The sequence below is a fragment of the Paraburkholderia sp. FW306-02-B genome (genome assembly GCF_058782725.1).
In genome coordinates this window covers 3,089,431-3,109,226 of record NZ_JBYSXZ010000001.1, presented here as the reverse complement: position 1 = coordinate 3,109,226, position 19,796 = coordinate 3,089,431, and the positions used below count along the sequence as shown (strand labels likewise).

Below are 19,796 nucleotides of genomic sequence, written 5' to 3'. Positions count from 1 at the left end.
ATTTTCACTGGGAGAGCATCTTGCTCCACACGACTCAAACCGAAGCTTGCAAGCTCGCCGTTCAAGACATCCACAAGCGCTATGGCGACAACGAAGTGCTCAAGGGCGTCTCGCTGAACGCGAACAAAGGCGACGTGATCAGTATCATCGGCGCGAGCGGGTCGGGCAAGAGTACCTTCCTGCGCTGCATCAATTTTCTGGAGCGGCCGAACGCCGGGCAAATCGTCGTCGACGGCGAAACGGTGAAGACGAAAACCGACCGCGCCGGCAATCTCGAAGTCGCCGATCACAAGCAGTTGCAACGCATCCGCACGAAACTCGCGATGGTGTTCCAGCACTTCAACTTGTGGGCGCACATGAATGTGATAGAGAACATCGTCGAAGCGCCGATTCATGTGCTCGGCATGTCGCGCCGCGAAGCTGAAGAGCGCGCGCGCGAGTATCTCGAGAAAGTCGGTCTCGCGCCGCGTCTGGAAAAACAGTATCCGTCGCATCTGTCGGGCGGTCAGCAGCAGCGCGTGGCGATTGCCCGCGCGCTGGCGATGAACCCGGACGTGATGCTGTTCGACGAGCCGACTTCCGCGCTCGATCCCGAACTGGTCGGCGAGGTGCTGAAGGTGATGCAGAAGCTTGCCGAAGAAGGCCGCACAATGATTGTCGTCACGCACGAAATGGGTTTCGCGCGCAACGTGTCGAACCATGTGATGTTCCTGCATCAGGGCCGCACCGAAGAAGAGGGCTTGCCCGCCGAAGTGCTGGCCACACCGCGCAGCGAGCGGCTCAAGCAGTTCCTGTCCGGCAGTCTGAAGTAACGCGTGGCTCGCGTTTCCGCGTTTCGCTAATAGGCGATGGCTCGCACGTCCAGCCCCGCACGCACCACGCAGGTTGCAATCGTCGCATTGCCGCCTGTGTCGATGTCGGGCGTCGGGCCGATTGTCGACGCGCTCAATCTCGCCAACGAAATCGACGGCCGTGCGCTGTACCGCGTGCAGGTGTGTTCGTGGGACGGCCGCGCGGTGCCGCTCGCGGGCGGCGCGCAATGGCCGGCCGATGCCGCGTTCGGCGACGCGATCTCGTGCGACTGGCTGATCATCGTCAGCGAGCGGTTTCAGCAATTCGCCGATTACCGCCTGTTTCTGGCGAGTTTGTCGCGCGTCGGGCAGCGCACGCCGCTCGTCACCGGCATTCATCACGGCGTCTGGTGGCTGGCGATGGCGGGGCAGCTGTCCGGCTATCGCGTGAGCGTCAACTGGGAAACCTATCAGCAGTTCTCCGAGCAGTTCGAGCGCTCGATCGTCACCCAGCAGATCTTCGAAATCGACCGTGATCGCGCGACATGCGCGGGCGGTCAGGCAACGGTCGACTTCATGCTGGCGATGATCGGCCGCGATCATGGCCCTGAACTGGCGGACCGGATCGCCGATACGCTCGGCGTAGGCGTGTTGCGCGCGGGCGAGGAGCGTCAGCGGATTCCGTTCGTGACCGCGCCGGGCGAGCGCCATCCGCGGTTGAACGATGCGCTGCTGCTGATGGAAGCGAATATCGAAGATCCGCTCACCACCGATGAGATCGCCGGTCTGGTCGGCGTCTCGCGGCGGCAGTTGGAACGCCTGTTTCGCCAGTACCTCGGCTCGATGCCGTCCAAATACTACCTGGGGCTGCGGCTTTCGAAAGCGCGCACGCAATTGCAGCGCACCAGCAAATCGGTGGTGCAGATCAGTCTCGCGTGCGGATTTTCATCGGCGGCGCACTTTTCGAATGCGTATCGCGAACGCTTTGGTGTCACACCGCGCGAGGATCGCCGTAACTGGATCGACAAGCAGACCGGCGCGACGGGCGCCGCGGCGAGCGAGCCGCGGCCCGGCGCGTTGATCGAGCGGCCCGATCAAGCCGGGTAATCCGGACAGGCAGGCGGAATAGGCAAGCGGAACAAGCAAACGGAATAAGCGGCGCGAATCGGCGCCGCACACCGCATGCCCGCCCGGAAGCTCATAGAAAGCGTCGCGTATGCGCAAGACGTATCGCGTGCGGTTTCCTACACTACGTGTATTACCTCTCACCTGTAACGAGGATTTGCCATGAACGACCTGACTGTGACACGCCAGACCTTCGACGAAGTCATGGTGCCGGTGTTTTCGCCCGCCGCCTTCGTACCGGATCGCGGTCTCGGTTCGCGCGTCTGGGATACGCAAGGCCGCGACTATATCGACTTCGCCGGCGGTATCGCCGTCACCGCGCTCGGTCATGCGCATCCTGAGCTGCTGAAAGTGCTGCACGAACAGGGCAGCAAGATGTGGCACATCGGTAACGGCTACACCAACGAACCGGTGCTGCGCCTCGCCAGGCGCCTCGAAGACCTGACCTTCGCCGACCGCGCGTTCTTCGCCAACTCGGGCGCGGAAGCCAACGAAGCAGCGCTGAAGCTGGCGCGCCGCGTCGCATTCGAGCGTCATGGCGCGGACAAATTCGAAATCGTCTCGTTCACGCAATCGTTCCATGGCCGTACGTTCTTTACCGTGAGCGTGGGCGGCCAGCCGAAGTATTCGGAAGGTTTCGGACCGGTGCCCGCCGGCATCACCCATCTGCCGTACAACGATATCGAAGCCGCGAAGAAAGCGATCGGCGCGCAAACCTGCGCGGTGATCGTCGAGCCGATCCAGGGCGAAGGCGGCGTGATCCCGGCCGATCCGGCCTTCCTGCTCGCCTTGCGCGAAGCCTGCGATCAGCACGGCGCACTGCTGATTTTTGACGAGGTACAAACGGGGGTGGGCCGCAGCGGCCATTTCTACGCGTACCAGGACACGGGCGTCACGCCGGACATCCTGACCACCGCGAAGGCGCTCGGCAACGGTTTCCCGATCGGCGCGATGCTGACCACCAAAGAACTGGCTGCCCACTTCAAGGTCGGCGTGCATGGCACGACGTATGGCGGTAATCCGCTCGCGTCGGCGATCGCGGAGAAAGTGGTCGAACTGGTCAGCGATCCGCGACTGCTGGAAGGCGTGCACTCGCGCAGCGACGCGCTGAAGGGGCAACTTGCAAAGCTCAACGAGCGCTTCGGCATCTTCAAGGAAGTGCGCGGCAAGGGTCTTTTGATCGGCGCGGAACTGACCGACGCGTTCAAGGGCCGTGCGAAGGATTTCGTCACGGCGGCCGGCAATCACGGCGTGATCATGCTGATGGCAGGTCCGGACGTGTTGCGCTTTGTGCCGTCGCTGATCATTCCGCTCGACGACATGTATGAAGGCTTTGCGCGTCTGGCGAAGGCGATCGACGAAGTGGTCGGCGCAACCGCTGAAGCCCCGGCTCGTTAATCAGGCGTCACATTCAATCAGGAACGACGATGCTCTTCGTACGCCCCGGCCGCCTCGCCGATCTCGATGCGCTCGAACACATGGCGCGCACCGCGCAACCGGTGCTGCATTCGTTGCCGCACGACCGGCGTGCGCTCGAAGCGCGCGTCGCGCTGTCGGAGGACTCGTTTCGCGCGGACGTCGATTTTCCGGGCGAGGAGTTCTATCTGTTCGTGCTCGAGGATGCGGAAAGCGGCAAGCTGATGGGCACGGCGAGCATCGTCGCCGCGGCCGGTTATTCAGACCCGTTCTACGCGTTTCGCAATGACGCGCTGATTCATGCGTCGCGCGAGTTGCACGTGAACCGCAAGATTCACGCGCTGACCATGTCGCATGAATTGACCGGCAAGAGCCGCCTTGCCGGCTATTACATCGATCCTTCGCTGCGTGGCGATGCGGCCGCGCATCTGATGTCGCGGGCGCGGATGATGTACATCGCCGCCAATCGCAAGCGCTTCACGCCCGAAGTGTTCTCGCTGCTGCTCGGCGTGACCGACGATGCGGGCGTGTCGCCGTTCTGGGAAGCGGTGGGGCGCAAGTTCTTCGGCCGCGACTTCGCCGACATCGAAATCGAATCGGGCGGCCGCAGCCGCACCTTTATCGCCGAAGTGATGCCGACGTATCCGGTCTACGTGCCGTTGCTGCCGGAAGCGGCGCAACGCGTGCTCGGCGAACCGGATTCGAAGGCGCTGCTCGCGTATGAGATCCACCTGGAAGAAGGCTTCGAGACCGACCGCTTTATCGATATTTTCGATGCGGGTCCGGTGCTGACCGCACAAGTGGATCGCAGCGCGTGTGTGACGCGCAATGAAACGCGTGTGGTGCACGAGGCCGGCGCGGCGACGGACGGCTCGACGTATCTGATCGCGCATAACGGCGCCGACGGCGAATTCCGCTGCGTGCTGGGCGAGCTGTCCGCCGGCAAGGAAGCCGGCGCGCCGTTGCCGCACGCGGCGCGCACCGCGCTCGGCGTGCAGGAGGGCGACGCGGTGCGCTGCGTGCCGCTGCATCAGCCGTATCAGGAAGAATCTTCGGGAGACGCACAATGATCGTTGTTCGCGTTGTGCAACGAGGCGATGTGGACGCGCTGATGGCGCTCGCCCAGGAGACCGGCCCCGGTCTCACCACCTTCAAGCCGGATCGCGACGCACTCGCGGCACGCGTCGAACGCGCGCGCCGCACGATGGAAGACAAAGCCGCACCGCACGAGGCGGGTTACTTCTTCGTGATGGAAGACACCGAGACCGGCGACGTGGCCGGCGTATGCGGCATTGAAACCGCGGTGGGTCTGCAGCAGCCGTTCTACAACTATCGCGTCAGCACGGTGGTGCACGCGAGCCAGGATCTCGGCATCTGGACGCGCATGCGCGCGCTGAACATCTCGCACGATCTGACCGGCTACGCCGAAGTGTGCTCGCTGTTTCTGAGTCCGCGTTACCGGACGAGCGGCGTGGGCGGTTTGCTGTCGCGTTCGCGCTTCATGTTTCTCGCGCAGTTTCGCGAGCGCTTTCCGCAGCGTATCTGCGCGGAATTGCGCGGCCATTTCGACGCGGACGGCACTTCGCCGTTCTGGCGTGCGGTCGGCTCGCATTTCTATCAGATCGATTTCAACGCGGCGGATTATCTGAGCTCGCACGGCCGCAAGGCGTTTCTCGCCGAGCTGATGCCGCGCTACCCGGTGTATGTCGAGTTGTTGCCGGAAGAAGCGCAGCAATGCGTCGGCCTCACGCATAGCGACACGATTCCGGCGCGCCGCATGCTCGAAGCGGAAGGGCTGCGCTACGAGAACCACGTCGATATTTTCGATGCGGGTCCGGTTCTCGAATGCCATATCGCCGACTTGCGCACCGTGCGCGAAAGCGTGGTAGTGCCGGTCGAGATCGGCGTGTCGAATGCGCCGGCCGATGGGCCGAAATCGATGGTGTCGAATACGTCGCTGAGTGATTTTCGCGTGGGCGTGACAGCGGGCGTGCCGGAAAACGGCGTGTTCCTGCTGAGCGCCGCGGAAGCAATCGCACTCGACGTGAAGGCAGGCGACCCGGTCCGGGTGCTGCCGCTGAAACACAAACAAGGATGATCATGAGCGAGCTTTTCATCGACGGCGAATGGGCCGCCGGCACAGGACCCGCATTCGCGTCGCGCAACCCGGGCACGGGCGCGACGGTTTGGGAAGGCAACAGCGCGTCGGCGGACGACGTCGATCGTGCGGTGCGCAGCGCCCGCCGCGCGTTCGCGACGTGGTCGGCATCGAGCCTCGACGAGCGTTGCGCCGTGGTGCGCCGCTTCGCTGCGCTCGTGACCGAACGCAAGGAAGCGCTGGCCGAAGCGATCGGCCGCGAGACCGGCAAGCCGCTGTGGGAAGCGCGCACGGAAGCCGCGTCGATGGCGGCGAAAGTCGAGATTTCGATTCAGGCGTACAACGAACGCACCGGCGAAAAGCGTTCGGCGATGGCCGACGGCACTGCCGTGCTGCGGCATCGTCCGCATGGCGTGGTCGCGGTGTTCGGGCCGTATAACTTCCCCGGGCATTTGCCGAACGGGCATATCGTGCCGGCGTTGATCGCCGGTAACGCCGTGGTGTTCAAGCCGTCGGAGCTGGCACCGGGCGTGGCCGCTGTCACCGTGCAGATCTGGCGCGATGCGGGCTTGCCCGCGGGCGTGCTGAACCTCGTGCAGGGCGAGAAAGAGACCGGCATTGCGCTCGCGAATCACCGGCAGATTGACGGCTTGTTCTTCACCGGCAGTTCGGACACCGGCACGTTGCTGCACAAGCAGTTCGGCGGCCGTCCGGAGATCGTGCTGGCGCTGGAGATGGGCGGCAACAATCCCCTTGTGATCGGGCCGGTAGCCGATCTCGACGCGGCCGTGCATCACACGATCCAGTCGGCGTTTCTGTCCGCGGGGCAGCGCTGCACCTGCGCACGGCGCATTTTCGTGCCGAACGATGCGTTCGGCGACCGCTTTATCGAACGCCTCACCGAGGTCACGTCGCGCATCAGCGTCGGCGAATACAATGCCGATCCGCAACCGTTCATGGGCGCGGTGATCTCGGCGCGCGCGGCTTCGCGTCTGGTCGCGGCGCAAGCGCGTTTGCTTGCCGACGGCGCGAAATCGTTGTTGACGATGGAGCAGCGCGATCCGACCCTCGGTTTCGTCACGCCGGCCATTCTCGACGTGACCGCCGTGCGCGAACTGCCGGACGAAGAGCACTTCGGACCCTTGGCGCAAATCATCCGCTACGGCACCTTCGACGAAGCGATCGAACGCGCCAACGACACCGGGTTCGGGCTGTCCGCCGGCCTGCTGGCCGACGACGAAGCACTGTGGACGCATTTCCAGCGCACCATCCGCGCGGGCATCGTCAACTGGAACCGGCCGACCAACGGTGCGTCGTCGGGCGCGCCGTTCGGCGGTCCGGGGCGTTCGGGCAATCATCGGCCGAGCGCGTACTACGCCGCCGACTACTGCGCGTATCCGATGGCTTCCGTCGAAAGCGCGCAACTGCACATGCCCGCGAGCGTCTCGCCGGGCCTTCAATTCTGAGGATCGACGATGCAAGCCACTGAAGCCAATTTCGACGGACTGGTCGGCCCGACCCACAACTACGCTGGGCTCTCGTTCGGCAACGTCGCGTCGCAGAACAACGAGAAGTCGATTGCGAATCCGAAAGCGGCGGCCAAACAAGGCCTGCGCAAGATGAAGCAGTTGGCCGACCTCGGTTTTCATCAAGGCGTATTGCCGCCGCAGGAACGTCCGTCGATGCGCCTGCTGCGCGAACTCGGTTTTTCCGGCGACGACGCGACGGTGATCGCGCGTGTCGCTAAAGACGCGCCCGAGTTGCTGGCCGCCGCGAGTTCCGCCTCGGCGATGTGGACGGCGAATGCCGCGACCGTCAGCCCCTCGTCCGATACCCACGACGGCCGCGTGCACTTCACGCCGGCCAATCTGTGCAGCAAGCTGCATCGCGCGATCGAACATGAATCCACGCGCCGCACGTTGCGCGCGATCTTCAGCGACGCCGACCGTTTCGCAGTGCACGAGGCCTTGCCCGGCACGCCCGCGCTCGGCGACGAAGGCGCGGCGAACCACACGCGTTTTTGCGCGGAATACGGCACACGGGGTGTCGAATTCTTCGTCTACGGCCGCAGCGAATATCGCCGCGGACCGGAACCGAAGCGCTTCCCGGCACGGCAAACCTTTGAAGCGAGCCGCGCGGTCGCGCACCGTCACGGTCTCGAAGAAGCGGCCACCGTGTATGCACAGCAAAACCCCGATGTGATCGACGCGGGCGTGTTCCATAACGACGTGATCGCGGTCGGCAATCGCAACACGCTGTTCTGCCATCAGCAGGCGTTCGTCGAGCAGAGCGCGGTGTACGACGAACTGCGCACCAAACTCTCGGGGTTGAAGACCGAGTTCAACGTGATCGAGGTGCCGGACGCGCAAGTGAGCGTGTCCGATGCCGTCACGTCGTATCTGTTCAACAGCCAGTTGCTGACGCGCCCGGACGGCAAGCAGGTGCTGGTGGTGCCGCAGGAATGCCGCGAGAACGCACGCGTGGCCGCGTATCTGGACAATCTGACATCGCACACCGGCCCGATCGACGACGTGCTCGTGTTCGATCTGCGCGAAAGCATGAAGAACGGCGGCGGCCCGGCGTGTTTGCGTTTGCGCGTGGTGCTGAACGATGCGGAGCGCGCGGCGGTGACGCCGGGCGTGTGGATCAACGACAAGCTGTTCGGCCGCCTCGATACGTGGATCGAAAAGCATTATCGCGACCGTCTCGCGCCGGCCGATCTGACCGATCCGCAATTGCTCGCCGAGTCGCGCACCGCGCTCGACGAACTGACGCAGATTCTCGGTCTGGGTTCGCTGTATGACTTCCAGCGCTGAGCGGAGCATGCCGGCTTCGATGCTCGACGATTTCCTCGCGTACACGTTGGCGGGCAAGCGGCCCGCCGCGCATGACGCGCAAGGCGCGTGCGCGAACGGCGTGCGCCGGCGCTGGCTCGATGACGGGGTTCTGCAAATGGAACCCGCGGAACCCACACCTCAGGAGCCGGGCATACGCAGCGTGCTCGCGTCTGCCGGCGTGCACGGCGACGAGACCGCGCCGATCGAACTGCTGTCGTATCTCGTGCGCGATATCGCGCAAGGCGACGCTGCGCTGACTTGCCGCTTGCTGGTGATTCTCGGCAACGTCGATGCGATGCGCGACGCGTGCCGTTATCGCGACGACGACTTGAACCGCCTCTTCAGCGGACGTCATGCGCAGGTGCCGCAAAGCCACGAAGCACCGCGCGCCGCAGCGTTGGAACGCGCGGCGACGCAGTTCTTCGCCGCGGCATCGGCTGATCGCGGCGCGCGTTGGCATATCGACATGCACACGGCGATCCGCGCCTCCGCGTTCGAGCGGTTTGCGCTGCTGCCGCATACGGGCACGCCGTTTTCGCGCGCGATGTTCGAGTGGCTCGGCGAGGCGCGCATCAGCGCGGTGCTGCTCCACACGACCAAGGGCAATACGTTTTCGCATTTCACCGCGCAAGCGTGCGGCGCCGAGGCGTGTACGCTGGAACTCGGCAAAGTGCGTCCGTTCGGCCAGAACGATCTGACGCGCTTTGCCGGCGCGGACGCAGCGCTGCGCAGTCTGCTGGCCGGTACCAGCGGTACAAAGGGTGACGCAAACGCAGCGCTGCCGCGCGCCTTTACTGTGATCGATCAGATCACCAAGCAAAGCGATGCATTCGAACTGCGGGTTGCCGCGGACGTGCCGAACTTCACGCCGTTCGTGAAGGATACGGTGCTCGCCTGTGACGGCGACTATCGCTATGTCGTGCGTCGCGACGAGGAACGCATCGTGTTTCCGAACGCGACGGTCAAGCCGGGCTTGCGCGCCGGTTTGATGGTGGTCGAGACGACGCAGGACACTCTTTCCAGACTCGTGTAGTCGCGCCGCATGGTGTAAGACGTTGCGCGCCTTGACGCGCAACGTCTTACACCCCGCACGCACGCTTCGTGCGGCTTAAGCCGCGTTCGCCTTCACCAATCCCTCCGCCGCCATCGCTTCACGCACCTTCGGCCGCGCCGCGACGCGCTCCAGATACGCGCTCAGATGCGGATACGCGCTCAAATCCACCGACAGCATCCGCGCCCAGCTCAACACCGTGAACGCATACGCATCGGCGACTGAGTACTGTCCGGTCAGATAATCGCGTTCGGTGAGCGCCCGATCGATTTCGCTGAACCGCGTGGCGAGTTTCGCGCGGCATTCGGCTTTCGTCGATTCGGCTGTCTCCTGATGCCAAAGCCACGGGCTAAACGTCTTGTGCAATTCCGAGCTGATGTAGGTGAGCCATTCGATCGCTGCGAGCCGTTGCGGCGATCCGGCGGGCGGCAACAAGACATACTCCGGCGCGAGATCGGCGATGTATTGCAGCAGCGCGGCGCCTTCGGTGTGGCGTGAGCCGTCGGCGAATTCGACGAGCGGCACATAGCCGCGCGGCGAGATCGCGTAGTAATCGTCGCCGTTGGCGAGCTTGTGCGTTTGCAGGTTGACCTTGATGGTTTCGAAGTCGAGCTCCGCTTCGCGCAAGGCAATGTGAACGGCCAGCGAGCAGGCGCCCGGCGAGTAATAGAGTTTCATGGTGTCACCGCTATAAACGAGAGTGAAATCCCGGCAGGCGCCGGTGGCAAGGCTCGTCGGCCGACAAGTCGATGTGGTAAAAGTAGCCCGGATCGCGTTCGGAATAAACAGGCGGCTTGCCAAACCATGCATGCAAAAACGCAATACGAACTGACTTCGGCGGATACCCAGACCATCCTCGCGCTGGTGCGCGCCGGCACGCTGGCGGAAGCGGCGCAGCGTCTGGGCATCGACGCGTCGACGATTTTTCGCGCCGTGCAGCGGATCGAACGCGGGCTCGGGCAGCGTCTGTTCGAACGCTCGCGCAGCGGTTATCGCGCGACGCCGCTCGGCGCGCAACTGGCGCGCCACGCCGAGCGCATCGAAAGCGAACTGGCGGCGGCGCGCTCGACGGTGCAGGCGAGCAGCGACCGCGTGTCCGGCAGTGTTCACGTCACGACCACCGATACCGTGCTGTACGGCCTCGTGCTGCCCGCGCTGCACGATTTCGCGGCGTTGCATCCGGCGTTGTCGTTCGAGCTGACCGCCACCAACAGCCTTGCGAGCCTGACCAAACGCGACGCCGATATCGCCGTGCGCGCCACGCGCCGCGCGCCGGATCATCTGGTCGGCAAACATGTGGGTCCGTTGCGTATCGCGGTGTTTGCCGCGAAGAGGAGCGGCATCCACGCGAGCGATGCCGATGCGCTGTCACGCTGCGACTGGGCGGCGCCGGACAGCTCGCTCGGCGATCATCCGTCGGTCCTGTGGCGCAAGCGCCATTGCCCGACTGTCGAGCCGCGCTACAGGACCAATAGCGTGATGGCGGTGTTCGAACTGGTGGTGCGCGGTTTCGGCGTTGGTATCTTTCCGACCTTCCTTGCGCGCGGCCGCGACGATCTCGTGCAATTGACCCCGCCGCTCGACGAAGCCGAATCGCAGGTCTGGGTACTCGCGCATCCGGAATCGCGTCATTTGCCGCATGTCGCAGCGGTTTATACGCATCTGTCGCAGCGGCTCGGCGGCGATTTCGCGGCCGGTGACGGCGCGGTCTGACGCGCATCTGGACGCGCGTTTGTTTGTCTGCACGCGACACGAAATTGCACCTTTATCTGCGCCGTGCCGGCTTCGCCAAACGAGGCACACGCGCGTCCGCCCGCCAGGCATGCATTGCGAAGACTGTACAATCGCGCCCTCGCGGCTGTTGCGCTGCACCACACCGGCCGCACGAGTTTGAATCGCAATTTTGGCGCGGCAATCATGCCTGCCAGATTCGGCTCCGTCTTATTCAATACCGTAGAGGAACACCTGTAATGAAGATGAATTGGCGAAACACGGCTGCGCTCGCGCTGTTCGCGGCGGCGACGGTAGCGGCAGGCGCCGCGTCGGCAGCGGATATCAAGGAAGTGCGCTTCGGTGTCGAGGCGTCGTACGCGCCGTTCGAATCGAAGTCGGCGTCGGGCCAGCTGCAAGGTTTCGATATCGATGTCGGTAACGCCGTGTGCGCGAAGCTGAAGGCGAAATGCGTGTGGGTCGAGAATTCGTTCGACGGCCTGATTCCGGCGCTGCAGGCACGCAAGTTCAACGCGATCAACTCGGACATGACGATCACCGAGCAACGCCGTCAGGCGGTCGACTTCACCGATCCGATCTACACGATCCCGAATCAGATGATCGCGAAGAAGGGCAGCGGCCTGCTGCCGACGCCGGCATCGCTCAAGGGCAAGCACATCGGCGTGTTGCAAGGCACGATTCAGGAAGCTTACGCGAAGGCGCGCTGGGCCCCGGCCGGCGTCGACGTCGTGCCGTATCAGACGCAGGACCAGATCTACGCCGACCTCGCATCGGGCCGCCTCGATGCCGCGTTCCAGGACGCGGAAGCTGCGTCGAAGGGCTTTCTGAAGAAGCCGCAAGGCGCCGGCTTTGAATTCGCCGGTCCGGCTGTCGCCGACGAGAAGCTGCTCGGCGCAGGCTACGGCGTCCGCAAGGGCGACAAGGCACTGAAGGATGCGCTGAATCAGGCGCTCAAAGAACTGAAGGCGGACGGCACGATCGACCGCTTCGCCGCGAAGTACTTCGACGTGAAGGTCGTGTTGAAGTAAATCGTTGGTTGCGTTGTCCGCTGTATGCAAACCGGCCGCCTGCGCGGCCGGTTTGCATTCCGGCTGTCATCTGATCTGTATGGCTAAGTAAATAAAAAACGGCCGCAATCGGCCGTTGTCCGGGTGGCTCGGCTCGGCACGCTGCCGTGCCGAATCCGTCGCCGGTTAAAACTACCTCAGATAATCGAACACGACTTCGCCGAGGCCGAGCGTCAGGTCGGCAATCAGATGCCGCGCCTCGACGACTTCGAGCACCGGCAATTCGGCGACCGGCGCCAGTGCGTGCGGCGCCAGTTCGAGCGCGGCCGGACCGGTCCATGCGCCTTTCAGGTCGATATCTTGCAGGTAGTAGCGCACCAGTTCGCAAATGCGCGGCGTGCCGTCCACGTGCGGAATCACTTTCAACAGGAAGTTCGGCGCTTCCAGGCGTTTTTTCTGCTGCGCCAGATCGAGCTGCCGATGCTTGTAGCCCATCGTGCCGGTGGCGATGCGCACCGGGCCGTAGTCGAGCGTGCCGACCAGCGTGTCGGTGTGCACTTCGAGCACCGGCTTGGCGAGCTTCTTCGGAAACCCCCACAACTCGCGGCCACCGGCAATAGGCGGGTGGTCGTCCAGATACATCGCCAGCGTGTAGCCGCCCGCAACGCCGTTGTACGACACCGGAATCACCTGGCCGCTTTCCGTGTAGTCGCCGAAACCGGTCGAATCCGGCATGCGAATGAATTCGTAATGTACCAACGGCTCGCCGATTTCCAGCGGCTCGGGCACGACGGCCCGCAGTTTGTCCGGATCGGTGCGGTAGGTGATGATCAGAAATTCCCGATCGGTGAACCGATACGGGCCCATCGGAAACGCCGGGCTCGTGATCGGCATCGCGAAGGCATTTGAAAGCACGCTTTTGACGTCCATGGTTTTCCTTGGTGGTTAAAGACCGGGGTAGCACAGGTGGAGCGCTTTTGCATTGCACAACAGTATCGTCGATTCCTTCCGGGCTTTCAGCGGGGCCGGCACGCAATTATTTCGAGATATTGCTGCATCGCCATGTCCGCGCGCGGCGGCCTGAGCTAAAATCGCCGGGCGCCCGTAGCCGGCGCCGCGCGGTGCCGCGAGCCTCGGGGGTTGGGGCGCGCCGTCAGCGGAAATCAAAATACAGCAGCAAGCGCCAGGGCGGCGCTCAGCGGGGATCGGAATGACCACCATCGCAATCGAGAATTCGCGCCGGACGGGTGTTGCGCCGGATGGCGCAGACGACGCGCAATTGAACGCCAGTTTTGCCCGTCAGCCGATCCTGAATCGGGACAGCATGCTATGCGGCTATGAGATCAAGGTGCGTGCGCCGGATCTGCCGGCCGCCGACTCGAGCGCGGCAGCGGCCGGCGCCGCCGCTGCGGGCTCGAACGCGAACGCCGACGCCTTGCTGGGTCGCGAGCCCGAGCCGGCGCAACAGGTGGCGCGAGCCGTCATTCGCGGTCTGCTCCAGAGCAACGTGCGCGGCGCGCTCACCGGTCATCCCGCCTACGTGGACGTGAGCCGCGACATGCTGTTCGACGACTCGATCAGGTACCTGCCCACTGACCGTTTCATGTTCGAACTGTCATCTGCGCTCGAAGTCGACGAGGCGTTGATCGCGCGGATCGTTCAGCTGCATGGGCGGCGCTATCGCTTCGTGCTCGATGAAGTGGCCCAGCCCAACGAGACGTTCGCGCGGCTGCTGCCTTACGCGGATGTCGTCAAGATCGATTTCACGCGCGCCTCGAGCGCGCTGCTGCCCAAGCTGAGCAGCGTACTCAAGTCCGCGGGCAAGCTGTTGATCGCAGCGGGCATCGATGCGCCGGGCGATTTCGAAACGGCGCTTGAGTTGGGCTTCGACCGTTTCCAGGGCTACTTCTTCGCGCGTCCCCAGACCTCGATGACGCGGCGTGTCAGCGCGCCACGGCACGCATTGCTGAACCTGCTGCAACTGCTGGCGGGCGAGCCGACCGTCGCGCAACTCGAAGCCGAACTCAAGCTGAACCCGGTGCTGGTGATGCATCTGATGAAGCTCGCGAATTCGAGCGGGCTGGCGGTCGGCCACAAGGTGACGACGCTGCGCGAAGCGATCAACGCGACCGGCACCGATCGGATCGCCCGCTGGACGCAGTTGCTGCTGTACGCGGACGGCCGCAAGGTCGCGCTGGAAGACGATCCGTTGCTGCAACTGGCGGCGACTCGCGCGCGCTTCATGGAACTGGCGATCGAGCGCTTGCCCGAGGCCGGGCGTGACGAAGCCGACGCGGCGTTTCTGACCGGCGTGTTTTCGTTTGTCGATGCGGTGTTTGGCGGCTCGCTCGAGAGCACGTTGAATGTGCTGACGCTGTCGCGGCCGATCCAGGCGGCGATTTTGCATCGCGAGGGCGTGCTGGGGATGTTGCTGAACGCGGTTGAAGCGCTGGAGCGGGGCGCCTGGGATGAGATCGATACCCTCTGCGCGTGCTTGCAGCCGCTGACGGCGGGAGAGGTAGCACAGCTTGGCCTGGCGGCAGGGGCATGGGCCGGGACCGCGGATCGGAGCGCGGAGGGCCTGGAGCGGATTGAGGATTGAGTTTGGCGCCGGCGGGGCGCGATTCTCCTAACTCATGAACCTCGGCCGGGGGGGCCACTAAAGAAACCTTTAGTCGCACGCTCCATTTCGACCCTAGGAACCCATATTGACGATGCGTTAAGCTGCGTTCAGGCCTTTTTGCACGGCCGTTACACCTCGTCGTTGGGCCTGAACGAATGGAAACGTCCCCCGTATTCGAACTGTTGGATGCCGATCGCCTCGCGCTTCTTCAATCGCTGAAGACGTGCATGATCCTGCATGACGCGGAAACCAAGGCCATTCTTTGGGCCAACGCCGCGGCATGCAACGCACTGGGTTTCACCGTCGAGGAATTGCTGCCGCTGAAAGCCCCCGATATGAGCCGCAACGCGGAGAAGTATCGGCACGAGATCGGTTTGCAGTGGCTGAAGGACGCGGTGGCGAACGGCGAGAGCATCATCGAATGGTGCTATCGCGCGAAAGATGGCACGGAAATTCTCTCCGAAGCGGTAGCGACACGCGTCAAGCTGCACGATCGCGACGTGCTGATGGTCCAGTTCAGGGACATTGCCGCCGAGGAGCGGATCAAGAAAGATCTGAAGCGATTCGAGACCCGCCTCAGGGAATTCATGCATGACCTGAGCGAAGGCATCGCGGTGCTGTCGGCAAGCGGTGAAATCAAATATCTGAGCGAGTCGTCGTGCCGGCTGCTGGGCTTGCAGGCAGATGTTTCGACACTGATGAATTTCACCGCGTTATGCGATGGCGCGTCGCGGCAGGTCGTGCTCGCGCAGCTCGCCCAAGCTGAGCTGCGCCACGAGCCGACTTCGTTTCGTTACCGGATCCGCAATGGCGACGGATCGCTGCGCTGGCATGACGCGTTCTGCCGCCATGTCGAGCTGGAAGACGATCTGAGCGGCATCCTGCTGCATTTTCGCGACGTGACGCCGCAAGTCGAGGCCGAGGAAATGCGCCGCGTCAGCGAGCGCAAGCTCGAATACCTCGCGCGCTACAACGCGATGGGCGAAATGGCCATGACGCTTTCGCACGAACTTAGCCAGCCGCTCGCGTCGGCGCGTAATTTTCTCGAAGGCGGCATGATGCGGCTCAACGCGTCGCCCGGTACGCCGGCAGACGTGATGTGGGGGCTGGACAGCGTGCTCAAACAGGTCGAGCGCGCATCGGTCATCATCAAGAGCGTGCGCGATTACGTGGTGAAACTCGAGCAGGTCGAGGAGGCGACCGACCTGAATGCCATCGTGCACGATGTCGAGTATTTCATCGCGCTGAAAGCGCGCGAGGCCGGCGTGCCATTCGAATTCGCACTGGACGATCACCCGTTATGGGTTCGCTGCGAAAAAATCCTGATCGGACAGGTGATCCTCAATTTCGCATTCAACGCGGTCGAGGCCATGCTCGACGTGTCCGAGCCCTCGCGTTTCCTGACCATCAGAACATGTTCCGAGCGCGGCCGGGCGATTCTACGCGTGTCGGACACCGGCGTCGGAATCGATCTCGGCCAGCATGAGAAGGTATTCGACGGTTTCTTCACGTCGAAGCTCGGGGGCAACGGCATCGGGCTTTCGCTCTGCAAGAACATCATTTCCCGGCACGGCGGCGACGTCTGGGCAGAAGCCAACCCGGGCCGCGGCACGTCCTTCTGCTTTTCGCTGCCGCTGCAAGGGCGGGATGACTGACTCGCGGTCAACCGTGGCGTTTCCGCTGCACCCCATCCATACCTCCAACACCGATGAAAAGACGTCTTTCCACTCCCGCTCAATTTCACCGCGCCTGCAATGTCGACGAACTCCGGCTGCTGGCCCGGCGCCGGCTGCCGAATTTCGCGTTCGAATATCTGGACGGCGGCGCAGAGGACGAGGTGACGATGCGGGCCAACCGGAGCGCGTTCGAACGCTGGCGCTTCGTGCCGAAGGCGCTCGTCGACACGCAGCGCCGAGACATGTCGAGCACGCTGTTCGGCAAGCGCGTAGCGTTGCCGCTGATCGTCGCGCCCACCGGTTTCAACGGTATCTACCACCGTCAAGCGGATCTGGCGCTCGCGCGTGCTGCGGCGCAGACGGGTATTCCGTTCACGCTCAGTACGGTGTCGAACATGCGCGTCGACGAACTGGCGCGCGACGCGGGCGGCCGTGTCTGGATGCAGCTCTATATGCTGAAGGACCGCGCGGTGACGGCAGGGCTGATGCAGCGCGCGGCTCAGGCGGGTTGCGACGCGCTGGTGCTGACCACGGACGCGACCCATCTCGGCAATCGCGAATGGGCGCAGCGGCCGTTTCGCGCGCCGATGAAACTGAACTGGCGCAATCAGGTCGATGTGCTGCGCCACCCGCGTTGGATCGGGAACGTGCTGATGCCGCACGGTGCGCCGTCGTTTGCGAACCTCGCCGACTATCTGCCGGCCGATCAGCAAAGCGTGCGCAGCGGCATGGGCTACATGGCGAGCCAGATGGATGCGTCGATCACGTGGGACGAGGTGGCATGGCTGCGCGAACGCTGGAGGGGCACGCTGATCGTCAAGGGCGTGCTGGATGCCGAGGACGCGACCCGCGCGATTCAGGCGGGCGCGGACGGCGTGGTCGTCACCAATCACGGCGGCCGTCAGCTCGACGGTACCGTGCCGTCGATCGACGTACTCGCGGAGATCGTTCGCGCCTGCGCGGGACGTGCAACGGTGATTGTGGATAGCGGTTTTCGCCGCGGCACCGACGTGGTGAAGGCGCTCGCATTCGGCGCGCACGCGGTGATGATCGGCCGGCCGGTGCTTTACGGTGTCGCGGCGGGCGGAGAGCAGGGCGCGCTGCATGCGCTGTCCTTGCTGGCCGCTGAAATCGACCGTACGTTGGGGCAACTCGGGTGTCCCTCGATCGACGCATTGGGGCCGCAATTTCTGCGCGCTGCATAGTGGTTGGCAGCGTGCCAGATGAGAGGCCGGCGGAGAGCCGGCCCTGGAAGCCTACCCATGCGGGTGATGCGCGGCCATCGCGTGCCGCGCTTCGATCACGTCCTTGAGCAGGCTTGCAATGGACGTCGCACCGAGTTTCTCCTTGATGCTCGCGCGATAGACGTCGACGGTTTTTGCGCTGATACCGAGCTCACGCGCAATCAGCTTGCTTGCCTTTCCTTCGATCACGCCGTTCAGCACTTCTTGCTCACGCGGCGTGAGCGCGCGGATGCGCTGGATCATCGCCTGGCGGTGCTGATTCGCCCGATGCGTTTCGCTCGCAACGCGCATCGCTTTCTGGATCCGTTCGAGCATCTGCTGCGAGTTATACGGCTTCTCGACAAAATCGATCGCGCCGTTTTGCAGCGCGCGTACCGACATCGGGATATCGCCATGGCCCGACACGAAGATGATCGGCAGCGAGACACCTTGACGGTTGAGTTCAGCTTGCAGATCGAAGCCGCTGACGCCAGGCATGCGCACATCCAGCACCATGCAGCCCGGCACGCGGGGATCGAATTGCTCGAGGAACTCCGCCGGGCCCCGAAAGCAGCGGGCCTGAATCTTCACCGAGGCGAGCAGCCAGGAAAGCGACGTACGCATGTCTTCATCGTCATCGACGACGTACACAATGGGGGACTGGGTGGGTGCGTCCATGTCGTGCTTCGGCTCGCTGCTGTGAGAAGAGCTGGCCGCCCCGAAATATCGAGCGGTCAGCTGTCATCGTAGCGGTTCAAAAAATTGCGGTAAACGAATCCGCGCCTAGAACATGTGCAACATGCCGACCACGACCGAGTTCGAATTATGGCCCGGCTTGGGTGCGGCGAGCGCGGCGGGGCCGCCCGCATTGTTCAGCGAGAAGGCCGCGGCGTCGCCGTTGCGCACTTCGGCGGCACCCGCATACACAATGGTGCGCTTCGACAACGGATAGTCGTAGCGGATGCCGAACGAATCGGCGTTGCCGTCGCTATTGGCGATCTTGCGATAGTGGCCGTAGCTGAGCAGCAGTTTGCCGACGCTGATCGGTACTTCCGCGCTCGCTTCGAAAAAGTCGGAATGCGGATTCGCATAGGTCGAGCCGGCCATACTGGCGACGTCCTGGCCGCCACGATGCCGTACATACACGAAGGCCGGCTTCACGAAGCCGAAGTTATACGACACGCCGGCAAGCGCGTAATTGCCGCCCTCCACCGGGCTGCTTGCCGTGAGCGTCGTGACCGGGCTGAAGCGCTGCAACTGGTAGCCGATATCTACTGACAAATTGTTGTACACGTAGTTGACGCCGCCGCTGTAGGTGTCGCCCAGCGACGCCGGCGCGTTGTTCGACGAGCCGTTGTTGCCCCGCGCGACTAGCGCACGCACCAGGAATCCGCCCATGCGCGGCGACACATAGCGCACCGAGTTGCTCACGCGCAGTGACGGCCCATAGACGAAGTTGTCGGCGGCATTGCCCCAGCCCAGACCCGCACCGTAGGCGGGCAGCGAATACGTGACGAGAATCGTGTGGATCGGCGTGTAGTTGACGCCTGCCTGAAACGCGCCGAACGACCCCGCGAGTCCGACCCAGGCTTCACGGCCGAACAGCGCGCCGTTCTGGCCCGCTGCGCCGTTAAAGGAATTGAAGCCGTTCTCGAGCTTGAAGATGGCGCGCAGCCCGCCGCCCAGATCCTCGACTCCTTTAAGTCCCCAAGAGGTGGCGGCGATATCGCCGCTGCCCATGTGAACCACGTGATTGGGCCCGAAGTTCGAATATTCGATCGATGTGTCGATCCGGCCGTACAGGGTGACGCTCGATTGAGCAAAGACCGGCGCTGCGCACAACGTCAACGCCGAGGTGAGAATGATTCGCTTGGCCATGCTGTTTATTCCCCTAGAGTAAAGGTCCGCTACGTGCCTCGTTGTTTTAGGTGAGGCAGCCGCCGACGGCGACGCCGGCAAATGCAAGGTCTTTCCGCGAGACAGTAAGCAATGCTTATTGAAGAAAATTCAGGCTGAAATTTTCGTCCGCGGCAGCACCGGCCGTGCCACGGGGTGTCCGAATGATGAGGGGCAGTCTAAGTGAACGTTTTTTTGGCGGTAACCCAAGGAATGCACGTTTCCTACCGGGAAAATCTTTAGGCTCGCGCTTATTTCGTCACTGCCGTTCCTGCTGTCTGGAACAGCGCCGCGTGCAGCGGGCTTGCTCAGCCGCCCATGC

General features: G+C 63.6%; 17 protein-coding genes. 13 read left to right on the top strand and 4 right to left on the bottom strand.

Going from position 1 to position 19,796, the window contains the following annotated elements; all coding sequences use genetic code 11:
• Positions 1-20 precede the first annotated feature (20 nt).
• From AC3WOG_RS13785 to astE, 8 genes are all read left to right on the top strand, one after another.
• A complete protein-coding gene (locus tag AC3WOG_RS13785) occupies positions 21-812 on the top strand; it encodes an ABC transporter ATP-binding protein (RefSeq protein WP_492578523.1) in 792 nt (263 codons plus the stop codon).
• Positions 813-848: 36 nt separating this feature from the next.
• Complete coding sequence (locus tag AC3WOG_RS13780; RefSeq protein WP_492578522.1) at positions 849-1,898, top strand: GlxA family transcriptional regulator; 1,050 nt, start codon at positions 849-851, stop codon at positions 1,896-1,898.
• A gap of 180 nt (positions 1,899-2,078) precedes the next feature.
• Entirely contained in the window at positions 2,079-3,314 is a 1,236-nt protein-coding gene (locus AC3WOG_RS13775; RefSeq protein WP_492578521.1) for an aspartate aminotransferase family protein, read from the top strand.
• Between the two features lie 29 nt (positions 3,315-3,343).
• Positions 3,344-4,402, top strand: a complete 1,059-nt coding sequence (aruF, locus tag AC3WOG_RS13770) for an arginine/ornithine succinyltransferase subunit alpha (protein WP_492578520.1) — start codon at positions 3,344-3,346, stop codon at positions 4,400-4,402.
• Positions 4,399-5,430 (top strand): arginine N-succinyltransferase, encoded by a 1,032-nt coding sequence (gene astA / locus AC3WOG_RS13765; RefSeq protein WP_492578519.1) that lies wholly within the window; start codon positions 4,399-4,401, stop codon positions 5,428-5,430. The genes aruF and astA overlap by 4 nt, the downstream gene beginning before the upstream one ends.
• Before the next feature lie 2 nt (positions 5,431-5,432).
• Positions 5,433-6,896 (top strand): succinylglutamate-semialdehyde dehydrogenase, encoded by a 1,464-nt coding sequence (gene astD, locus AC3WOG_RS13760; protein ID WP_492578518.1) that lies wholly within the window; start codon positions 5,433-5,435, stop codon positions 6,894-6,896.
• Between the two features lie 9 nt (positions 6,897-6,905).
• Positions 6,906-8,246 carry an N-succinylarginine dihydrolase gene (astB, locus tag AC3WOG_RS13755; RefSeq protein WP_492578517.1) on the top strand — a complete coding sequence of 447 codons (1,341 nt, stop codon included), beginning with the start codon at positions 6,906-6,908 and terminating at the stop codon, positions 8,244-8,246.
• Positions 8,247-8,253: 7 nt separating this feature from the next.
• Complete coding sequence (gene astE / locus AC3WOG_RS13750) at positions 8,254-9,300, top strand: succinylglutamate desuccinylase (RefSeq protein ID WP_492578516.1); 1,047 nt, start codon at positions 8,254-8,256, stop codon at positions 9,298-9,300.
• A 75-nt stretch (positions 9,301-9,375) separates the two neighbouring features.
• Here the strand turns inward: astE and gstA are convergent, their stop codons facing one another.
• On the bottom strand, positions 9,376-9,996 hold the full coding sequence (gene gstA, locus AC3WOG_RS13745) for a glutathione transferase GstA (protein ID WP_492578515.1): 621 nt from the start codon (positions 9,994-9,996) through the stop codon (positions 9,376-9,378).
• A gap of 126 nt (positions 9,997-10,122) precedes the next feature.
• On the opposite strand from gstA, the gene AC3WOG_RS13740 reads away from it, so the two are divergent.
• Positions 10,123-11,031 carry a LysR family transcriptional regulator gene (locus AC3WOG_RS13740; RefSeq protein WP_492578514.1) on the top strand — a complete coding sequence of 303 codons (909 nt, stop codon included), beginning with the start codon at positions 10,123-10,125 and terminating at the stop codon, positions 11,029-11,031.
• A gap of 257 nt (positions 11,032-11,288) precedes the next feature.
• Complete coding sequence (locus AC3WOG_RS13735; RefSeq protein ID WP_492578513.1) at positions 11,289-12,077, top strand: ABC transporter substrate-binding protein; 789 nt, start codon at positions 11,289-11,291, stop codon at positions 12,075-12,077.
• A 171-nt stretch (positions 12,078-12,248) separates the two neighbouring features.
• Here the strand turns inward: AC3WOG_RS13735 and AC3WOG_RS13730 are convergent, their stop codons facing one another.
• A complete protein-coding gene (locus AC3WOG_RS13730) occupies positions 12,249-12,986 on the bottom strand; it encodes an acetoacetate decarboxylase (RefSeq protein ID WP_492578512.1) in 738 nt (245 codons plus the stop codon).
• 280 nt (positions 12,987-13,266) lie between these two features.
• Here AC3WOG_RS13730 and AC3WOG_RS13725 point away from each other — a divergent pair, with 280 nt between their 5' ends.
• The 3 genes from AC3WOG_RS13725 to AC3WOG_RS13715 all read left to right on the top strand — a co-directional run bounded on the left by AC3WOG_RS13725 (position 13,267) and on the right by AC3WOG_RS13715 (position 17,560).
• Entirely contained in the window at positions 13,267-14,658 is a 1,392-nt protein-coding gene (locus AC3WOG_RS13725) for an EAL and HDOD domain-containing protein (RefSeq protein WP_492578511.1), read from the top strand.
• 176 nt (positions 14,659-14,834) lie between these two features.
• On the top strand, positions 14,835-16,334 hold the full coding sequence (locus tag AC3WOG_RS13720) for an ATP-binding protein (RefSeq protein WP_492578510.1): 1,500 nt from the start codon (positions 14,835-14,837) through the stop codon (positions 16,332-16,334).
• Positions 16,335-16,387: 53 nt separating this feature from the next.
• A complete protein-coding gene (locus tag AC3WOG_RS13715; protein WP_492578509.1) occupies positions 16,388-17,560 on the top strand; it encodes an alpha-hydroxy acid oxidase in 1,173 nt (390 codons plus the stop codon).
• 51 nt (positions 17,561-17,611) lie between these two features.
• Here the strand turns inward: AC3WOG_RS13715 and AC3WOG_RS13710 are convergent, their stop codons facing one another.
• Positions 17,612-18,256, bottom strand: a complete 645-nt coding sequence (locus AC3WOG_RS13710) for a response regulator transcription factor (RefSeq protein ID WP_492578508.1) — start codon at positions 18,254-18,256, stop codon at positions 17,612-17,614.
• Between the two features lie 105 nt (positions 18,257-18,361).
• The gene (locus AC3WOG_RS13705; protein ID WP_492578507.1) at positions 18,362-19,456 is read right to left on the bottom strand and encodes a porin; all 1,095 of its coding nucleotides are present in this window, start codon (positions 19,454-19,456) and stop codon (positions 18,362-18,364) included.
• Between the last annotated feature and the right edge of the window lie 340 nt (positions 19,457-19,796).